The sequence below is a fragment of the Jiella marina genome (assembly GCF_024359545.1).
Lineage (GTDB): Bacteria > Pseudomonadota > Alphaproteobacteria > Rhizobiales > Rhizobiaceae > Jiella.
Genome location: NZ_JAKQZG010000001.1, coordinates 655,224 through 674,045, shown reverse-complemented (window position 1 = coordinate 674,045; position 18,822 = coordinate 655,224). Strand labels below are relative to the sequence as shown.

The window sequence follows — 18,822 nt, the reverse complement described above, 5'->3', positions numbered from 1 at the left end:
GGGGGCGATCGGTTTTCCGCCACGAGCTCGTGGACTCCGCGAAAGATCTCGGCGAGCGGCAGGGTAACGTCCAGGTGCCCGAGGGCCACCTCGGCTGAGGTGGCTACCGACGGCTCATGTCGGCACGTGCGGTTCCGCTTGAACCCTCGCCATCATTCCGTTAGCGAAATCGCTGAATCGAAAAAGTCCGGACGCCCTTTCATGACCATCGTCGACACCCGTACGCCCGACCCGAAAAACTTCCTTTCCGGCGCGACCGGTGACTGGGAGATCATCATCGGCATGGAGGTGCATGCCCAGGTCAAGTCGGAGGCGAAGCTGTTTTCCGGCGCCGCCACCAGCTTCGGTGCCGAGCCGAACTCCCATGTGAGCCTCGTGGATGCCGCCATGCCTGGCATGCTGCCGGTCATCAATGAGGAATGCGTGCGCCAGGCGATCCGCACCGGCCTCGGGCTGAAGGCGGCGATCAACCACCGCTCGGTCTTCGACCGGAAGAACTATTTCTATCCCGATCTGCCCCAGGGCTATCAGATCTCCCAGTACAAGGATCCGATCGTCGGCGAGGGCACGGTGATCGTCTCGGTCGGGCCGAACAAGCAGGGCGAGTTCGAGGATATCGAAGTCGGCATCGAGCGGCTGCATCTCGAACAGGATGCCGGCAAGTCGATGCACGACCAGCATCCGACCATGTCCTTCGTCGATCTGAACCGCTCCGGCGTCGCGCTGATGGAGATCGTCTCGAAGCCCGACATGCGCTCGGCCGACGAGGCCAAGGCCTATCTCACCAAGCTGAGGACGATCCTGCGCTATCTCGGCACCTGCGACGGCAACATGGACGAGGGCTCCATGCGCGCCGACGTCAACGTCTCGGTGCGTCGTCCGGGCGGCCCGTTCGGCACGCGCTGCGAGATCAAGAACGTCAACTCGATCCGCTTCGTCGGTCAGGCGATCGAATCGGAGGCCCGGCGACAGATCGCCGTCATCGAGGATGGCGGCGTCATCGATCAGGAGACCCGGCTGTTCGACCCGGTGAAGGGCGAGACGCGGGCGATGCGCAGCAAGGAAGATGCGCACGACTATCGCTATTTCCCCGATCCGGACCTTCTGCCGCTCGAATTCGACCAAGCCTATATCGACGCGCTCCTCGAGAAACTGCCCGAATTGCCGGACGACAAGAAGGCGCGATTTATGGAGAAATTTGGTCTTTCAGAATACAATGCCGCTGTTTTAACTGCTGATCTAAAAGAAGCCATTTATTTTGAAGAATGTTTGAAAGCCGCTGAACAAGAAGGGTTGGGGTTAGCTGACAAGCAAAGCAGTGGGCATACTGTAGCGCATGGCATCTCCAACATGGTAGTAAACGAACTTTTTGGGGCGCTAAGGGGTGCTAACCTTAGTATTGCCGAGTGTCCGGTAACACCTGCTCAGTTGGCCTCCATTGTTTCTCTTGTCCGCGAAGGCACGATCTCCGGCAAGATTGCCAAGGATCTCTTCGAGATCGTCTGGAACGAAGGGGGCGACCCGAAGGCGATCGTCGAAGAGCGCGGCATGAAGCAGGTGACCGACACCGGCGCCATCGAAAAGGCCGTCGACGAGGTCATCGCAGCCAATCCGGACAAGGTCGAACAGGCCAAGGCCAAGCCCTCGCTTGCCGGCTGGTTCGTCGGCCAGGTGATGAAAGCGACGGGCGGCAAGGCCAACCCGCAGGCGGTGAATGCGCTGGTCAAACAGAAGCTCGGGGTGGAATGACCTTTTTCGTTCGCACCGCCAGCCGGAACGATCTCGAGGCGATCAGCTCGCTGCTAGGTGAGACCTGGCATGCGACCTATGACGCGATTTACGGACCCGAGAAGGTCTCGGAGATCACCACCTCCTGGCACAGCGTGAAGGCGCTGGAAACGCGGCTGACGCGGCCCGAGTCGGAATTTATCGTCGCCGACGATGCCGAGCGCATCGGCGGTGTGGCGTTTGCCGCATCCTCCGACCCGGAACGCAAGCTCGTCATGCTGCACCAGCTCTATGTCCATCCGGATCTGCAGGGGCAGGGGATCGGGACAGCGCTGCTCGAGGAAGTCATCGCGGCCTTTCCTGACGCCACGACGATCCGGCTGGAAGTGGAAGAAGCCAATAGCGGTGCCGTGGAGTTCTATCGCGCGCACGGCTTCGAGGCCATTGGCCGCACCGAGGATTGCGGCGGCGACAGCGGCATTCCGGCCGCCGTCTACGAACGCAGGCTGTCCGCCTGACATTCCGGCATGCGCCATGTGCGCTGCAAGATGGAAAGCCGTTCTGGCTACTCCAGCTTCCTGATGGTCCGTGGCGTCCATGGACGGCCGAACCGGGAGCGGTGCTGTCATGCAGTTTGTGAAGCTCTATTTCCGATTCGAACGTCTGATTGCCCATCTGTTGCTGATTGGCATGGTGGGCGTCGTGCTTCTGGCGCTCTGGAGCTTCTTGCGGGCCACCGGACTGGCTATCCTCGATTTCGATCAACAGCTGGAATACACGTCTTTTCAGACGCTTTTCGACCGCGTGCTGGCCGTCGTCATCGCCCTGGAACTTGCACACTCGATCCATCAGATGGCGACAGGCGATCATCGGCTGGCCCAGGTGAAGACGGTGATCGTCATCGGTGTGCTTGCCGTCGTGCGGAAACTCATCCTGCTGGAGGTCGATGACACGACGGGTTCTTTCCTCATCGGGCTTGCCGGTGCGATGATCGCCCTCGGTCTGTTGCTGATGATGGTTCACTGGGTGGATCAGCGCGAGCAGAGCGGAAAGACGGGAACGATCACCGGCGGCGAGCATGACCCGCGCAATTCGGACTGAAGCGAGGAGGTTGCCTGGCCCTCTCCTGGAGGATCGGCCGGGGTCGGTTCCGGGTGGACATTTGCCGGCAGCGGACGCATAACGAGCCCGGTTTTGAATGGATCGGAATCTCCATGAAGGAATGGCTTCTGCAGATCTTCACCTGGTGGAACGGTCAGACGATCGGCACCCGCTTTTCCACCTGGCGGCATGGCAAGAAGGTCGGTGAGGATGAGTTCGGCAACGTCTATTACACCAATGCCGACGGCTCGAAGCGCTGGGTGATCTTCAATGGTCCGGTCGAGGCGTCCGCCATTCCGTCGGGGTGGCACGGCTGGATGCATCACCGCGTCGACACGCCGCCGAGTGGCGAGAAATACGTCCCGCGCGACTGGCAGAAACCGTTCCAGCCCAACCATACCGGCACGGCCAAGGCGTATCGCCCCTCGGGATCGTTGCTGCGTCCGGGCAAGGAACGCCCCAGGGTCACCGGCGAATACGACGCCTGGACGCCGTGAGGGCCGATGCCCTGTCAAAGCGGCCTTCTGTTGCCCGCCCCGGCACGTCAGTCTTGCAGTGCGGGATTGAGGTGCGGCGGCATAATGTTGGCATGATCCGGATGAAGCGAAATTTGAGCCTGCTGGCGGCCTTGGCGCTTGGCGCGTGGACATGGACCTTGCCCGCCTTGTCGCAGGAGGATTTCTCGCTCGACGGCGCGACGGCGACGCAGGATCGCGTCCGCAATCCGGTCGCCGTGTTCTCCGGTCTCGACAAGATCACCGGCCGGATCACCACGTTCGACGTCTATGTGGACGAGACGGTCCAGTTCGGCTCGCTGCAAGTCACACCCAAGGTCTGCCTGACCAGCGCCGAGGGCGAGGCGGAAAGCACAGACGCCTTCGTGCAGGTCGACGAGATCACCCTCGATCGCAAGATCCAGCGGATCTTCTCCGGCTGGATGTTCGCCGATTCACCCGGCCTCAATGCGGTGGAACACCCCGTCTATGACGTCTGGCTGAAAAGCTGCAAGACCGAATCCGCCGTGCCCGCCCCCGAGGGATAGAAGGTCGCGTCCACGGACAGCGCCTCTGCGAGGCGCGACTGGTAGCTCTCCCGATCGATTTCGATCGCCCCGAAGCGCTCCAGATGATCGGTCAGGAACTGCGTGTCCAGCAGGGTGTAACCGCCGCGCGTAAGCCTCTCGCAGAGATAGACGAGCGCAACCTTCGAAGCGTCGGTCTGTCGCGAGAACATGCTCTCGCCGAAAAACGCCCCCTGCAAGGACACCCCGTAGAGCCCGCCGACGAGGCGATCGTCCATCCAGGTCTCGACCGAATGGGCGAAGCCGTTGCGAAACAGCGAAAGATAGAGGGAGCGGATCGGTTCGTTGATCCAGGTCTGGTCGCGGCCGGGAGCGGGCTCGGCGCAACCGTCGACCACGGCGGCGAAAGCCGTATCCACCCGAACCTCGAACCGGCGGCGCCGGATCACCTTGCGCAGGCTCCTTGGAAGATGAACCCCGTCGAGCGGGAGGATGCCACGTTCGGTCGGGTCGACCCAGAAGATCTCCGGATCGTCGGCCGATTCGGCCATCGGGAAGATGCCGCAAGCGTAAGCCTTGAGAAGCAGCGCCGGCGAAATTTCCGCTCCTTCACCTCCGCGCGACGCCATGGTCTCACCCCTGGGCGTCGCCTGCGAGATAATGCTCCAGCCAGTGGATATCGTAATTGCCCGCTCCGACATCGGCATTGTCCACGAGGTCGCGGAACAGGGGCAATGTCGTCTTCACACCGTCGACGACGATCTCGTCCAACGCCCGACGAAGCCGCATCATGCATTCGGTTCGGTTGCGGCCATGAACGATCAGCTTGCCGATCAGGCTGTCGTAGAAGGGCGGGATCTTGTAGCCCTGATAGACGCCCGAATCGACGCGCACGCCGAGGCCGCCCGGCGTGTGGTAGTGGCTGATCGTTCCCGGCGACGGCGCAAAGGTCTTCGGGTCTTCGGCATTGATCCGGCATTCGATCGCATGGCCGGAAAACACGATTTCGCTCTGCTTGGCCGACAATCCCTGGCCCGAGGCGACCCGGATCTGCTCATGCACCAGGTCGAGGCCGGTGATCGCTTCGGTGACCGGGTGTTCGACCTGCAGCCGCGTATTCATCTCGATGAAATAGAACTGGCCGTCTTCATACAGGAATTCGATCGTGCCGGCGCCGCGATAGCCGAGCTCGGCGACCGCATTGGCGCAGATCTCGCCGATCTCGGCACGCTGCTGCGGCGTGAGGGCGGGCGAATTCGCCTCTTCCCAGACCTTCTGGTGGCGGCGCTGCAGCGAGCAGTCGCGCTCGCCCAGATGGATCGCATTCCCGGCACCGTCGCCGAACACCTGGATTTCGATATGGCGCGGCTTGCCGAGATATTTCTCGATATAGACCGCGTCATCGCCGAACGCGGCGCCAGCTTCGGCGCGGGCCGTCTGCAGTGCGACAGGCAACTCCGCGCGGCTGCGGGCGACCTTCATGCCGCGCCCGCCGCCGCCGGCCGACGCCTTGACCAGAACGGGAAAGCCGATGTCGTCGGCGATGCGCGCTGCCTCGTCGTCGTCCGTGACGGCGCCGGGCGAGCCGGGGACGACCGGGATGCCGAGGCGCTTGGCCGTGCGCTTGGCCTCGATCTTGTCACCCATCACACGGATATGCTCGGCGGTAGGGCCGATGAAGGTGACGCCGTGGGCCGCGAGGATATCGGCGAATCGGGCGTTCTCGGAAAGAAACCCGTAGCCGGGATGGACGGCGTCGGCACCGGAGATCTCGCAGGCCGCCAGGATCGAGGGGATGTTGAGATAGCTGTCGCGCGAGGGCGGCGGGCCGATGCAAACGCTCTCGTCGGCGAGGCGGACGTGCATGGCCGCGTTGTCTGCGGTGGAATGGACGGCCACCGTCGAGATTCCGAGCTCCTTGCAGGCGCGCAGGACTCGAAGGGCGATCTCGCCGCGATTGGCGATGAGGACCTTCTTCACCATGGTTCAGCCCTTCTTACGCGATGACGACGAGAGGCTCGCCGTATTCGACGGGCTGGGCGTTTTCCACCAGGACCTTCGTGACCTTGCCGGATCGCGGCGCCGGGATCTGGTTCATCGTCTTCATGGCTTCGATGATCAGCAGGGTCTCGCCTTCCTGAACGCTCTGGCCCACCTCGACGAAGGGACGGGCCCCCGGCGCGGGTGAGAGATAGACCGTTCCCACCATGGGCGAGGGGACCGTGCCGGGCTCCGGTCCGGTGGCAGCTGCCGGAGCGGGCGCCGAAGCGGGTTGCGGCGGCGGCGGCGCGGCATGCGCCGGCTGGTGCATCGGCGCCTGCTGATAATAGGCCGGCGCCTGCATGGCGGCCGCCTCTCTCTGGCGCGACACGCGCACCTTCATCGGGCCGTGCTCGACCTCGATCTCGGTGAGGTCGGTTTCGTTCAGAATCGATGCGAGTTCGCGTACGAAGATCGGATCGACGGTCGTGTCTTCCTTGGGCATCGTCTTCCTTAGGCCGATTCGGCCAGACATTGGCAACAGGGGCAGCGGCAGACCGCTGCCATGATGCGGGAACTCGAAACCTGAATGCGGCCCGAATTCAAGCCGTAAAACGTCTGCCGACGCCCTGCGATCCGTCGTGATCGTGGTTTCTTGCGCCTGGCCGCTAGGGACAGACGCTTGAACGCGACCCTCTATCATTGCCACCGCAGGAAGCGCCGGAGCCATTCCGGTCTGCCGTCCATGGCCGGTCCCGGTTCCTCGCACCGCGACATTCGCAAACGCCTATAGGGCGCATACGCCGTCTCGCAAAGCGCTAATTGGAAAAATACCCGTTTCCTTGGCGTGTCTCAGCAGACGGCGGTGCCGCAGGTGCGGACGTTGGAAACGGCGCTGGCGAGGTTTTCAAGCCCGATCGCACCCGGCATCACCTGATTGCTGATCACGTAGCTCGGCGTGCCGCTGATGCCGAGCGCTTCGGCGATTTCGCTGTCCTTGCTGAGTTCCGCCACGACCTCCTTGGAATCCATGAGCGGCCGCAGTGTCCCTTCTTCGACGCCGAACTCCTCGGCGACGGCAAGCGCCTTGTCCGCGTCCACCATGCCGCGTGCGCTCAGAAGCTTGCGATGAAATTCGGGATAGAGGTCCGGCTTCACCTGACGAAAGGCAAGGCTGACACGCGACGCTCCGAGGGATTGGGGCCCGAGAACCGGAATTTCCTTCAGGATGAACCGCACGTCGGAATCGCTTTCCACGAGCGCGTCCATGTCGCTCAGAGCCTGCTTGCAGTAGCCGCAATTGTAGTCGAAGAACTCGACCACCGTGACGTTCCCGTCCGGATTGCCGATGACCGTGCCCTCGGGCGCGCTGAACAGAGCGTCGGAATATTTCTCCAGCGCTTGCTCCTGAGACGCGACAAGCGCTTCGGCGCGCTTGGCCTCCAGCGCGTCGATCGTCTCGACCAGGATCTCCGGGTTGGCGAGCAGATACTCGCGGACGATCTTTTCGATTTCCTGGGTTTCGGCGGCGTCGAAGCGCGATTGCGCCACCGCGGCCGGCATGGCGACGCTGGCCGTGAAGACCAGGGTGAGGGCGGCGGCGATCGATCGTTTCAGGGCCATCGGGAACTGTCCTTCGTGGGCTTAGCGGGTCTTGGTTGAGAGAATGTCCTGCGCCTTGCGCCAGGCCGGCGTGCCCGGCTTGAGCTTCTGCTGGGCGCGGGCGGCGAAGATCTTGGCGTCGCGGAACGCACCGCCGTGCCAGTAGCCTTCGGCGGTGGCGAGTTCGGCCCGCCCGACATCGCCCATCCGCCCATAGGCCATCGCGAGGAAGCGGTAGGCGAGTGCGTTCATCGGGTCGTCCTTCAGGCCGGCCTGGATGAGTTCCACCGCCTTGTCGAGGTCGGCCGGATTGCCGCTCGACACGAGGGCCTGGCCCACCTCTGCCTTCAGGATGCCGGAATTCGACCGGTCGAGGCGCATCGCCTGGCTGTAGGCGCGCGCTGCTTCCCCGCCGCGTCCGGCCGCCATCAGGATTTCGCCGCGCATTTCGTGGAACCAGGGATTGTTCGGTCGGGCGGCGATCAGCCGGTCGATCTTCTGGAGCGCGCTGGCCGTGGAGCCGGCGAGAAACGTCGCGATGGCGTCGCCATAGGCGGCAGGCAGGCCGCGCGGGTCCTTGGCGAACATGCGCCGAACCGCGCCCATGCCGCCATTGTAGGCGGCGATCTTGGCGCGCGCCATGTCGTGGCGCTCGACCAGCGCGGGCGGATCGGCCCGCCCGAAGCTCGGGCTCTTGCGGGCCGCCTCCTCGATGGCGGCGATGCGATCACGCGGCATGGGATGCGACGACAGATAGGTGCGACCCTGCGACCCGGAGAAGAGATTGCTGCGGTCGAGGATCTGGAACGTTTCGATCAGCCCGCGGGCGGATTGCCCGGTCTTGTTCAGATAGGAGATCGCCGCGCGGTCGGCCGTTGCCTCTTCGCCGCGCTGATAGGCGAGGATCGATCGCTGCGCCATGTTGGCGCCGCCGCTGAAGATGCCTGCGCCAACGCCCGGAGCGCCGTCGACGCCGGACGCGGCACCAGCAGCGGCGACACCTGCGCCGAGAAGCGCAGCGACGATCGCGATCGCCTGCGCCCCTTCGAGCTTCTCGCGCAGCCTCTGCTGATGGCCGCCGGCCAGATGGCCTATCTCGTGGGCGAGAATGCCGATCAGCTGGTTCGGGGTTTCGGTGGCGGTGATGGCGCCGGTGTTGACGAAGATGCGCCGACCCAGGACGAAGGCGTTGAAATCCCCCGAGTTGACGAGAACGGTTTCGATGCCGGAGCGGGAAAGCCCCGCCGCGTTCAGGATCGGCTGGGCGTATTCGCGGACGAGGCTCTCGATCTCGGCATCGCGGACGATGGGAAGGCTGGCCTTCTCGCGGCCCGCCGCAAAGGCGCTGGATGGTACCGCAAGGCTGATTGCGGCCGTCAGGCAGACCAGTTTTCCAAACAGGGAGAGCAGGAAAGATTGCATGTTCGGTCCTTTTTTCTCACCCGCTAGTGGACCGGAACGGCGTTTCGTATCAAGCACGCGATTTCAATCTTTCGTCAGCGTTCGCCGCCAATCGGCGCGGCGTGGATTTCGAAACACAAGTGGAAAAACGAAGCGCAAATATGGTGAGCATGAAAGCCTCCCGCCGATCCGACGTCGATCCGTTCCGCGCCATGGACGTTCTGGCCGAAGCCAATCGCATGATCGAGCGCGGCGAGCCGGTGATCTCGCTGGCGGTCGGCCAACCCGCGGCACCGGCGCCGCGGGCCGCGCGGATGGCGGCCGACGCGCACCTCACCCGCGGCCGCATTGCCTACACGGACGCTCTCGGCCGGATGGATCTGCGCGAGCGGATCGCCCGCCACTATGAAGAAGCCTACGGCGTCGATCTCGATCCCGCGCGGGTCATGGTCACGACCGGTTCGTCTGCCGGCTTCAACCTGATCTTCCTCGCCGCTTTCGATCCGGGCGCGCGGATCGCCATCGCGTCACCCGGCTACCCGGCCTATCGCAACATCATCCGGGTTCTCGGCCTTGAGCCGGTGGAAATCCCGGTCGGCGTGGAAAGCCGTTACGTCTTCACCGCGGATCATCTGGCGGCGGCCCATGAGGAGCGGCCAGTCGACGGCGTGCTGGTCGCCAGTCCGGCCAATCCGACGGGCACCGTCACGCCGCCCGAGGAACTGAAGCGCCTGATCGACTATGCCGACGAACATGGCATCCGCTTCATTTCCGACGAGATCTATCACCGGCTGGCCTATACGGGCGGGGAGGCGACGGCGCTCGCCTTTTCCGACGCGCCCTTCGTGGTGAATTCCTTCTCCAAATACTACTGCATGACCGGGTGGCGCGTCGGCTGGCTGGTTCTGCCGCCGGAGATGGTGCGCGTGGCCGAGCGGATCGGCCAGAGCCTCTACATTTCCGCGCCGGAACTCTCGCAGGTCGCCGCGAAGGCGGTGTTCGACGCGACCGACGAACTCGACCGGGTTCGCGACGGCTATGCGAAAAACCGCGATCTCCTGGTCGAAGCATTGCCGCGCCTCGGATTTCGTGACATCGCGCCGATCGACGGCGCCTTCTATGCCTATGCAGCCATTCCTGAGGGTCATGCAAGCGCGAGCGAGTTCGCCCGCACGCTCCTTGCCGAGTGCCATGTGGCGATGACGCCCGGCATCGATTTCGACCTCACGAGGGGCGAAGGCTTCGTCCGCCTATCCTATGCCTGCGACCATGCCGATCTGGTCGAAGCGGTGAGGCGGATGGAGGCGCATCTGGCCCGGTGATCCGGGCGGCGCTCACAACCAATTCTTGTAGCGGAAGAAGGCCAGCGGCACGACGGCAGAGACGATCATCACGATCAGCGCATAAGGATAGCCGAGCTCCCAGCCGAGCTCCGGAATGTGCTGGAAATTCATGCCGTAGACGGATGCGATCAGTGTCGGCGGCAGGAACGCCACCGCGGCGACGGAAAAGATCTTGATGATCGCGTTCTGCTCGATCGAGATCATGCCGACCGTCGTGTCGAGCAGGAAGGTCGTCTTGTTCGACAGAAACGAGACGAAGTCGTTGAGCGAGTGAATGTCGCGGGCCATGACCTTCACCCGCGCCCGGCCGTCCTTCATGCCGCCCTTGCGATTGTCGAGCACGAGCTGGAGGAACGGCAGCAGCCGGTCCAGCGTCGCCAGGCTTTCGCGGACCCGAGAGGTGAGATCGCCGGCCGCGCCGATCCGCTGCAGCAGCTTCTTGAAATCCGCCGTGCCGGTCGGCTTCTTCCTGGCGGAGGAGGAGAAGATGTCCTCGCCGATCCGGTCGAGATCTGCCGAGATGGTTTCCAGAAGGTCCGCCATCCGGTCCACAACCGTCTCCAGCAGGCCGACGAGCAGCGTTTCCGCCGTGGGGCGCTTGCCGGCCGCGCGGATCACCTCGTCGGCAGGGGTGTCGACATGCTGGGGCGGAATGGTCGCGGGATCCCGGCAGAGCTTCGCAACGAAGATCTTGAAGCTCCGCGGCTCGCTGTAGCGGACGGTGATCAGGCGTCCGCGCGTCAGGATGAAGGTGATCGGCGCGAAGCCCGGTTTGCCCTCGTGCATGCCGTGGACGACGCTTGCCGTCATGACGTCGGCGCCGGGCTCCGAATAGAGCCGGCTCGAGACCTCGATCTCGCTCATCTCCTCACGCGTCGGGATCGCAATGGCACACAGCCGCTCGACCGCCTTGACCTCCTCCGGGCTTGGCGAGTGGAGGTCGATCCAGATCGAGTCCTCGGCAAGATCGGAGGCATCTTCCGCGCGCTGGACGATCTTCTTGCTGTCGAAAGCGTAGGTTTCGATCATCGAGGCGTCTTCAATCCAGCTGCCGGGCCGCCGAGGGCATAAGGATCAAGCCGAAACATCGGCGCTCGGATCGGGTCGTGGTGTCACCGCCTCGGCGGGCGCCGTCAGCGTCCAGACCACGCCGGTTTCCGCATAGTCCATGTCGACGTTGCCGCCGAGGCCGCGGGCCGTCATCTTCTGCGTCACCAGCGTTCCGAAGCCGGAACGGCTCGGCGGCGTCACCGGCGGACCGCCACTTTCCCGCCAGGTGAGGACGAGGTTCTCATCGATGCTCCAGGAAATCGACACCTGTCCTTCGGGCCTCGACAGTGCGCCGTACTTTGCCGCATTGGTCGCCAACTCATGCAGGGCGAGGCCGATCGTCTGGGCCGCAGCGGGGTTCAGCGGCACCTGCTCGCCCGCGAGGACGATCTGGTCCGTTTCCACGCCGAACGCCTTGAGCTGGCTCTTGAGCAGGTCGCTCAAGGTCGCGCTTTCCCAGTTGCCGCCTGCCAGGAGTTCGGCCGAACGCGCCAGCGAGTTCAGCGCTTCGGACAAGGTGTCCAGAAATTCCGTCGTATCCGCGCTTTCCTTGGCCGCGCGCCGGGCGATCGCCGCGATCAGGGCGTACTGGTTCTTGGTGCGGTGCGACATTTCGCGCATCAGGAAGTGGTTCTGCTCCTCGGCTTCCCGCCGCTCGCGCGAGGCTTGTGCGAGAACCTTCGAGACCTGGCCGATCTCGGCGATGTCGGTGCCGATCACGGTCGCGGGCTTGCCCTTGCCAATCCGCTCGGCCTGCTCGGCGAGTTTGAGGATCGGATCGGCGAGGCGCCGTCCGAAGGTGATGCCGAGCGCGATCGAGAAGGCCAGGAGCAGCGCCCCGGCGCCCAGCAGCAGGAGCCAGGAGCGTGTCACCGGCCGGTCGATAACCGCACTCGGCACGGCGACGGTCGTGGTCCAGCCGGTGAGGTTCGACACGGTCGACGCCTCGATCAGATCGGCGCTCATGCGCGTGTCGCCGATGGTCTCGATGATCGAGGGATTGTCGTAGGACACGCTCTGGCGCGCCCGCATCCGGCCCTCGCTGGTGACCGCGGCGAAGACCCGTTTGCCATTGGCATCCTGGATGATCGCCGACCATTCGCGCGGCAGGTTGCGGTCCGCGATCACCGCCTCGAACGAGGTCGTCGCCTTCGACAGGACGAGCACGTAGCGGATCGCGTCGCCGACCTTCACCGGCACCGCGACATGATAGACGAACTGACCGCGCTCGTCCCGGAAGCTCACGCCGGAGATGGAGGCGCGCTGGGTGTCGATCACGCGCTGGATCGTTTCGGTATCGGCAAACTGCGTGCCCGGCGGCGGATAGTCCGGGCGGGTCGCCACGAGCACTCGCATCGAGGGATCGACGAGTTCCGCCTCCGTTCGCGTCCCGACCAGGGCGGCGATGCTGCGTTCGTTGAACTGCTCGAGCCGGTCGGTGCGCAATGTCGGGGAGGCCGCCAACACGCGGCCGGCGGTCAGAAGTCCGTAGATTTCCCGGTCGATGGCGTTCGACACGATCTCCGCCGTGTCATTGACCTGGGCCGCGGCAATCTCCTGCTGCTGCTGGGAGAACTGCAGGATCAGGAAGGCGCTGAACAGGAGCGCGGGGATCAGAACGGTCAACGCGAAGATGACGAGGTGCACGAGCAGGGGCGGACGCCGCCAAAGGCGCGTCAGCCTGCCGCTTCGCTTTCCAGCGGACCATTCCGAAGGACGCGCTGCGCCTCCGTGTGTCTCTGCGTGGATGATCACGTCCTGCATACCGTACGCGGTTGCGACCCTTGCGGATCGGCGCGCCGGCCCCCGATTTTGTCGATTTCCCCACTCCGACGCCATCTTACGCCAGAAGCGGGATTTTTACCATAAGTGGCGGGAGAGAAACGTGCGATCGACTCGGCCGGGTCGGGCGGAGCGAATCTGCCGCGCTTCGGCCGGATCCCGCATCGCTTGTTTGGCCCGCTGCGTGCCGTATAACCGGTGGGGTAGGCGAGAGGTGCGGTGATGGTTGGAACGAACAGGATCTTGCTGGGCGCGAGCCGCGATCCGTCCGATGTGCTCAAGAAGCAGGAGCATCTCAACCTCAAGCTCGCCAATCGCCATGGTCTCGTGACGGGAGCGACCGGCACCGGCAAGACGGTGACGCTGCAGATCATGGCCGAGGGTTTCTCGGAGGCCGGCGTTCCGGTCTTCTGCGCCGACATCAAGGGCGATCTCGCCGGCATCTCCCAGCGGGGCGAGCCGAAGGACTTTCTGGTCAAGCGCGCCGCCGATATCGGTCTCGAGCCCTACTACAACGATTTCTACCCGACCGTCTTCTGGGACATTTTCGGCGAGAAGGGCCATCCCGTCCGCGCGACGATCACCGAGATGGGACCGCTTCTCCTGGCGCGGCTGATGAATCTCACCGACGTTCAGGAAGGTGTTCTCAACATCGCCTTCAAGATCGCCGACGACGAGGGCCTGCTTCTTCTCGATCTGAAGGATCTTCAGGCGATGCTCGCGCATCTTGCCGAGAACGCCGGCGAGATCTCTCAGCTCTACGGCAATGTCGCGAAATCCTCCGTCGGCGCGATCCAGCGTTCGCTGCTCGTCCTCGAGCAGCAGGGCGCGGCGCATTTCTTAGGCGAGCCGGCGCTCAAGATCGAAGATCTGATGCGGACCGATCGTGACGGGCGCGGCGTGATCAACGTGCTTGCCGCCGACAAGCTGATGATGAGCCCGCGGCTCTACGCGACCTTCCTGCTCTGGCTCCTCTCGGAACTGTTCGAGGAACTGCCGGAGGTCGGCGATCCGGACAAGCCGAAGCTGGTCTTCTTCTTCGACGAGGCGCATCTCCTGTTCGACGACGCTCCGGACGTCCTGATCGACCGGGTCGAGCAGGTGGTGAAGCTGATCCGCTCCAAGGGCGTGGGCGTCTATTTCGTCACCCAGAACCCGCTCGACGTGCCGGAGGGCGTCCTCGCCCAGCTTGGTAATCGCGTGCAGCACGCGCTGCGAGCCTATACGCCGCGGGAACAGAAGGCTGTGCGGACGGCGGCCGAGACGTTTCGGCCCAATCCGGAGTTCGACTGCTTCGAGGCGATCACTCGGCTCGGCGTCGGCGAGGCGCTGGTCTCGACGCTGGGCAAGGGCGGTGTGCCGTCGGTGGTGGAACGCACGCTGATCCGACCGCCGTCCGCACGTCTCGGCACGATCACGGACGAGGAACGCGCCGAGAGCATGCGCCGGAGCCCGGTCGCCGGTCTCTACGATCATGCGATCGATTCCGAATCCGCCTATGAAATGCTCGTTCAGCGGGCCGAGGACGAGTTGAAGCGCGAGGAGGAAGAGCGCGCCCGCGAAGCCGAAGAGGCGGCAAGGCGCGAGGCCGCCGAACGGGCCCAGCAGGAGGCGCGGGCCGAAGCCGCGCGGCATCGGGCGGAGGAGGCGGAACGCGCCGGTTCACGGCGCACCCGCACCGGGTTTCAGATCCCGGATTTCGGCTCCGGCGGGACCGGGCGCGACGACGCGGCCGACTATGCCGAGGATTACGACACCCCGCGCCGCAGAGCACCCCGTCGCCGTGCCTCGCGCTCCACCAGCTACAAGCGCCAGTCCGTCACCGAGACCGTGATGAAACAGGTGGGCCGCACCGTCGCGTCGACCGTCACCCGCGCAATCGTCCGCGGGATTCTGGGAAGCTTGAAGCGCGGGCGGTAGTAGATACGTCTTGGGGCTTAAAAATCATACTGCAGCATGTAATAATTGCTTCGTTTTAAAAATCTAAATCTGAAGAAAACGCTCGAATTCGTCGACTGCATCGACCGATAGATAGGGATGGATGCTTGATTTGAGCGGATTTCTGGTGTTGTTCTCAGTTCTTTTCAGTGGACCGTGGTGTCGATATGTTTGCCTCAGAATAATGGCGCCATATTGAATCGGAAAAATTCCTTTTTTCATAGAAAATTCTCGAAATTTTGTGTGATCCTCCACTCCGATGCCAAAAGATTGGGCATAAATCCTGCATGGGGCATATTGTCTGAGCGTATTGGATGATGCCTGGAGGATGCCAGCCTCCCATTCGTCCTCGTCACGTTCGTATGGCTTGCCATCGTTGGCACTTTGATCAATTCCTTCTTCCCAATCCCACGAGCTCTCAAAGCCACATAACGTTCTGAGAACTTCGAGCATTACGGCTTTGCGATGACGAAGAAAATCCGATCCTTCTTTCCACGGACCGAGTTTGTATCGAACCCAGGAGTAGACATCTGGATTATCGTTATATTCGAACAAGGCGTCGGGCGCTTGTTTTGCCCAATCGATAATGAAGTCAAGAAAGGATTCAGGAGCGCGCCCTCTATTATAAACAGTCTCGCGCGTATGAACGAACTGCCTAGTCATCGCAAATTCTCCCTATCCAATCCCGGGGGATAGTCAGCGGACGGCTCAGAGTGTCAAAAAACTACTAAAACATATCAGGGTGGAGGCTTGTTTCAAGCGAAAGTTGTTAGCTTGTCAATTTTGCCCCGAAGATAGTGGAAATATCGTCAGGTCAGTGAGAACCTTTTCATAGAGTGTATCGGTCATGGAGGTCCCTGCTTTCGAGCGGTCTTTTTCAGTTTTGAACGCGCCATAGGGAGACCTGCGCGTGCATACCGTTCGCATGGGCCGGGTGCGAGTCACTTGAAGCAATTCGGAGAGCGAGGCGAACTAAGCATGTGCCGCAACTGCGACTACACGATCCACCGCCACCGGCATCATTTCGGCTGGGACAACAGCTTCGCGCCGGTCGAGCGCGTGGCACCCGGATCGACCATCGAATTCGAGTGCCTGGACTCCTCGGGCGGGCAGCTGACGCCGGAGTCGACGGTGAACGACGTGGGAAGCGTTCCCTTCGAGCGGATCAATCCCGTGACCGGGCCGATCTTCGTCGAGGGCGCGGAACCGGGCGACGCGCTGAAGGTCACGATCGAGAGCTTCAAGCCGTCCGGCTTCGGCTGGACGGCCAATATTCCAGGCTTCGGCCTCTTGGCCGAGGATTTTCGCGATCCTGCACTGACCCTTTGGAAATACGACGCGGCCACGCTGGAGCCGGCGCTCTTCGGCGAGGCCGGCAAGGTGCCGCTCAAGCCCTTCGCCGGCACCCTCGGCTGCGCGCCGGGAGAGCCGGGCCACCATTCGATCGTGCCGCCGCGTCGGGTGGGCGGCAATCTCGACATTCGCGATCTGGCCGCCGGAACGGAGCTCTATCTGCCGGTCGAAGTGGCGGGCGCGCTGTTTTCCGTCGGCGACACCCATGCCGCTCAGGGCGACGGCGAGGTCTGCGGCACGGCCATCGAAAGCCCGATGGACGTCGTCCTGACGCTCGATCTGGTGAAGGATGCCCGGCTCGCCATGCCGCGTTTCACGACCCCGGGACCAGTGACCCGCCATCTGGACGCCAAGGGCTACGAGGTCACGACGGGCGTCGGCTCGGATCTGATGGAGGGTGCGAAGACCGCCGTCCGTCAGATGATCGAGCTTCTCTCGTGCCGCTACCAGATGGACCCGGTCGAGGCCTATATGCTGGTTTCGACCTGTGGCGACCTTCGGATCTCGGAGATCGTCGACGCTCCAAACTGGGTCGTTTCCTTCTACTTTCCGCGCTGCATCTTCGAATAGCCCGTCAATTCGACAGCGGTCCGTCCCCGACCACCGCGCCTCGCATTCGGATCGTCTCCGAGGGCGATTGACCGCATGATGTCCCGGCGCGACAACAAGCGGGCGCCGGGCAAGGAGGTCGAGCTCCTCGCATTCCCCGTCACGCGCAAATGGAGCGTCCCATGACCGTGCATCCCAACTCGATCGAAGGGCGGGACATCGCCTATCACCTCCACAGCTACACCAATGCCCGCAAGCACGAGGAGGTCGGCCCGATCGTCATCGAGAGCGGCGAGGGCATGTTCGTCACCGATACGGATGGGCGCCGCTATGTCGAGGCGATGGCGGGGCTCTGGTCGGTGGCCGTCGGCTTTGGCGAGAAGCGCCTGGCCGAGGCCGCGGCCCGGCAGATGCAGAAGCTGAGCTTCTATCACACCTTCACACACAAATCGCACGGACCGGCGATCGAGCTCGCTGAGAAGCTGATCGGCATGGCGCCCGTACCCATGTCGAAGGTCTATTTCACCAATTCCGGTTCGGAAGCGAACGACACGATGATCAAGCTCGTGCGCTATCGCTCCAATGCGCTCGGCAAGCCCGAGAAGAAGAAGATCATCAGCCGCATCAAGGGCTATCACGGCGTGACGCTCGCCTCCGCCAGCTTGACCGGATTGCCGAACAATCACCGGTCCTTCGACCTGCCGATGGAGGGCGTTCTGCACACGACCTGCCCGCATTATTGGCGGGAGGGACGCGAGGGCGAGAGCGAGGAAGAGTTCGCGACCCGCTGCGCGGCCGATCTCGATGCCCTGATCCAAGCCGAGGGACCGGACACGATCGCCGCCTTCATCGGCGAGCCGGTGATGGGGGCAGGGGGCGTGATCGTGCCGCCGAAGACCTATTGGGAGAAGATCCAGGCGGTTCTCAAGAATTACGACATTCTTCTCGTCGCCGACGAGGTGATCTGTGGGTTCGGCCGGACCGGGTCGACCTTCGGCTGCGAAACCTTCGGGATCGAGCCCGACATCATGGCGGTCTCGAAAGCGCTGTCTTCATCCTATCTGCCGATCTCGGCGCTTCTCATCAACGACCGCGTCTATCAGCCCGTGGCCGACGAATCGGCCGAGATCGGCACCTTCGGTCACGGGTTTACGGCCTCCGGCCATCCGGTGGCCGCTGCGGTGGCGCTCGAAAACCTGTCGATCATCGAAGAGAAGGGGCTGGTCGATCATGCCCGTGCGATGGCGCCGTATTTCCAGGATTCGCTCAGCACCCTGGCTGATCATCCGCTGGTGGGCGAGGTTCGGGGCGTGGGGCTGATTGCGGCCGTCGAACTGGTGACCGACAAGCCCTCCAAGACGGCAATGCAGCCGCCCGGCGCCATGGCGGCCCGGGCTTTCGGGTTGGTGCAGCAGCAGGGGGTGATTTCGCGCGCGATCGGTGACTGCCTGGCGTTCTGTCCTCCGCTCATCGTCGAGCGGGAACATATCGAGACGATCGTTGCGGCGACCCGCAAGGGGCTCGACGAGCTCGCGGCCGAACTGGGGTCAGCCGCTACTGGCTGATCACCCGGCCTCCGCGCTCGCCGCCGAGCCGGTCCAAGTCGTCGGCAGCAGTCGCATTGATGGCGATCCGCTCGCCATGTCCGATCGGGGCTCCGCCCACGAAGCGGAAGCCTTGTTCGGTTGTCGAGTAATAGGCTGGGCCCGTCTCACCCTGCATGGTGACGACACGAATCATCAGCGGCGCCGGCGGTCCGGCCGGCAGCGCCATGGCGCAAACCGTGGCAATGCATGCCACTCCAAGCAGAGTCCTGCGCATCCTCGTCCACTCCAACCTGCCTGTCGGGAAGCCTGTCTCGATCATGGGGCGCCGAGACTTGTGAACTTCCCTACCGTGAAACGTCCTTAGACGTAGGCCATCGATACTAGAATGGAATATCTGGAAAGAGGTTGCACGTTATGCTTAATTTTT

18 protein-coding genes are annotated in these 18,822 nt (G+C 63.4%); 9 read left to right on the top strand and 9 right to left on the bottom strand.

Going from position 1 to position 18,822, the window contains the following annotated elements:
• Positions 1-201 precede the first annotated feature (201 nt).
• The 5 genes from gatB (at position 202) to MF134_RS03125 (ending at position 3,871) form a co-directional block, all read left to right on the top strand.
• The gene (gene gatB, locus MF134_RS03145) at positions 202-1,749 is read left to right on the top strand and encodes an Asp-tRNA(Asn)/Glu-tRNA(Gln) amidotransferase subunit GatB (RefSeq protein ID WP_255337921.1); all 1,548 of its coding nucleotides are present in this window, start codon (positions 202-204) and stop codon (positions 1,747-1,749) included.
• Positions 1,746-2,246, top strand: coding sequence for a GNAT family N-acetyltransferase (locus MF134_RS03140; protein WP_255337920.1), 501 nt, complete (start codon positions 1,746-1,748; stop codon positions 2,244-2,246). Before gatB ends, MF134_RS03140 begins: the two co-directional genes overlap by 4 nt.
• 109 nt (positions 2,247-2,355) lie before the next feature.
• A complete protein-coding gene (locus MF134_RS03135) occupies positions 2,356-2,829 on the top strand; it encodes a phosphate-starvation-inducible PsiE family protein (protein ID WP_255337919.1) in 474 nt (157 codons plus the stop codon).
• 113 nt (positions 2,830-2,942) lie between these two features.
• Positions 2,943-3,326 (top strand): NADH:ubiquinone oxidoreductase subunit NDUFA12, encoded by a 384-nt coding sequence (locus MF134_RS03130; RefSeq protein ID WP_255337918.1) that lies wholly within the window; start codon positions 2,943-2,945, stop codon positions 3,324-3,326.
• Between the two features lie 92 nt (positions 3,327-3,418).
• Positions 3,419-3,871, top strand: coding sequence for a DUF2155 domain-containing protein (locus MF134_RS03125; protein ID WP_255337917.1), 453 nt, complete (start codon positions 3,419-3,421; stop codon positions 3,869-3,871).
• Here MF134_RS03125 and aat read toward each other — a convergent pair.
• The 5 genes from aat to MF134_RS03100 all read right to left on the bottom strand — a co-directional run bounded on the left by aat (position 3,811) and on the right by MF134_RS03100 (position 8,854).
• Positions 3,811-4,479 carry a leucyl/phenylalanyl-tRNA--protein transferase gene (gene aat, locus MF134_RS03120; protein ID WP_255337916.1) on the bottom strand — a complete coding sequence of 223 codons (669 nt, stop codon included), beginning with the start codon at positions 4,477-4,479 and terminating at the stop codon, positions 3,811-3,813. The genes MF134_RS03125 and aat overlap by 61 nt on opposite strands.
• A gap of 4 nt (positions 4,480-4,483) precedes the next feature.
• Positions 4,484-5,833 (bottom strand): acetyl-CoA carboxylase biotin carboxylase subunit, encoded by a 1,350-nt coding sequence (accC, locus tag MF134_RS03115; RefSeq protein WP_255337915.1) that lies wholly within the window; start codon positions 5,831-5,833, stop codon positions 4,484-4,486.
• Positions 5,834-5,846: 13 nt separating this feature from the next.
• On the bottom strand, positions 5,847-6,335 hold the full coding sequence (accB, locus tag MF134_RS03110) for an acetyl-CoA carboxylase biotin carboxyl carrier protein (protein WP_255337914.1): 489 nt from the start codon (positions 6,333-6,335) through the stop codon (positions 5,847-5,849).
• 347 nt (positions 6,336-6,682) lie between these two features.
• Positions 6,683-7,453: a DsbA family protein gene (locus MF134_RS03105; protein ID WP_255337913.1), complete on the bottom strand. Its 771-nt coding sequence runs from the start codon at positions 7,451-7,453 to the stop codon at positions 6,683-6,685.
• 21 nt (positions 7,454-7,474) lie between these two features.
• Positions 7,475-8,854 (bottom strand): M48 family metalloprotease, encoded by a 1,380-nt coding sequence (locus MF134_RS03100; RefSeq protein ID WP_255337912.1) that lies wholly within the window; start codon positions 8,852-8,854, stop codon positions 7,475-7,477.
• Positions 8,855-8,994: 140 nt separating this feature from the next.
• Here MF134_RS03100 and MF134_RS03095 point away from each other — a divergent pair, with 140 nt between their 5' ends.
• Positions 8,995-10,155: a pyridoxal phosphate-dependent aminotransferase gene (locus MF134_RS03095; RefSeq protein WP_304363584.1), complete on the top strand. Its 1,161-nt coding sequence runs from the start codon at positions 8,995-8,997 to the stop codon at positions 10,153-10,155.
• A gap of 12 nt (positions 10,156-10,167) precedes the next feature.
• On the opposite strand, the gene MF134_RS03090 is transcribed toward MF134_RS03095, so the two are convergent.
• Positions 10,168-11,205, bottom strand: a complete 1,038-nt coding sequence (locus MF134_RS03090) for a magnesium transporter CorA family protein (protein WP_255337911.1) — start codon at positions 11,203-11,205, stop codon at positions 10,168-10,170.
• Between the two features lie 45 nt (positions 11,206-11,250).
• Positions 11,251-12,852, bottom strand: coding sequence for a sensor histidine kinase (locus MF134_RS03085; protein WP_255337910.1), 1,602 nt, complete (start codon positions 12,850-12,852; stop codon positions 11,251-11,253).
• A gap of 378 nt (positions 12,853-13,230) precedes the next feature.
• Here MF134_RS03085 and MF134_RS03080 point away from each other — a divergent pair, with 378 nt between their 5' ends.
• Positions 13,231-14,928, top strand: coding sequence for a helicase HerA-like domain-containing protein (locus MF134_RS03080; protein WP_255337909.1), 1,698 nt, complete (start codon positions 13,231-13,233; stop codon positions 14,926-14,928).
• Between the two features lie 63 nt (positions 14,929-14,991).
• On the opposite strand, the gene MF134_RS03075 is transcribed toward MF134_RS03080, so the two are convergent.
• The gene (locus MF134_RS03075) at positions 14,992-15,609 is read right to left on the bottom strand and encodes a hypothetical protein (RefSeq protein ID WP_255337908.1); all 618 of its coding nucleotides are present in this window, start codon (positions 15,607-15,609) and stop codon (positions 14,992-14,994) included.
• A gap of 315 nt (positions 15,610-15,924) precedes the next feature.
• Here MF134_RS03075 and MF134_RS03070 point away from each other — a divergent pair, with 315 nt between their 5' ends.
• Complete coding sequence (locus tag MF134_RS03070) at positions 15,925-16,869, top strand: acetamidase/formamidase family protein (RefSeq protein ID WP_255337907.1); 945 nt, start codon at positions 15,925-15,927, stop codon at positions 16,867-16,869.
• A 161-nt stretch (positions 16,870-17,030) separates the two neighbouring features.
• Positions 17,031-18,413 (top strand): aspartate aminotransferase family protein, encoded by a 1,383-nt coding sequence (locus tag MF134_RS03065; protein ID WP_255337906.1) that lies wholly within the window; start codon positions 17,031-17,033, stop codon positions 18,411-18,413.
• Here the strand turns inward: MF134_RS03065 and MF134_RS03060 are convergent.
• Positions 18,403-18,648 (bottom strand): hypothetical protein, encoded by a 246-nt coding sequence (locus MF134_RS03060; RefSeq protein WP_255337905.1) that lies wholly within the window; start codon positions 18,646-18,648, stop codon positions 18,403-18,405. The two genes, MF134_RS03065 and MF134_RS03060, sit on opposite strands and share 11 nt — an antisense overlap.
• Positions 18,649-18,822 lie beyond the last annotated feature (174 nt).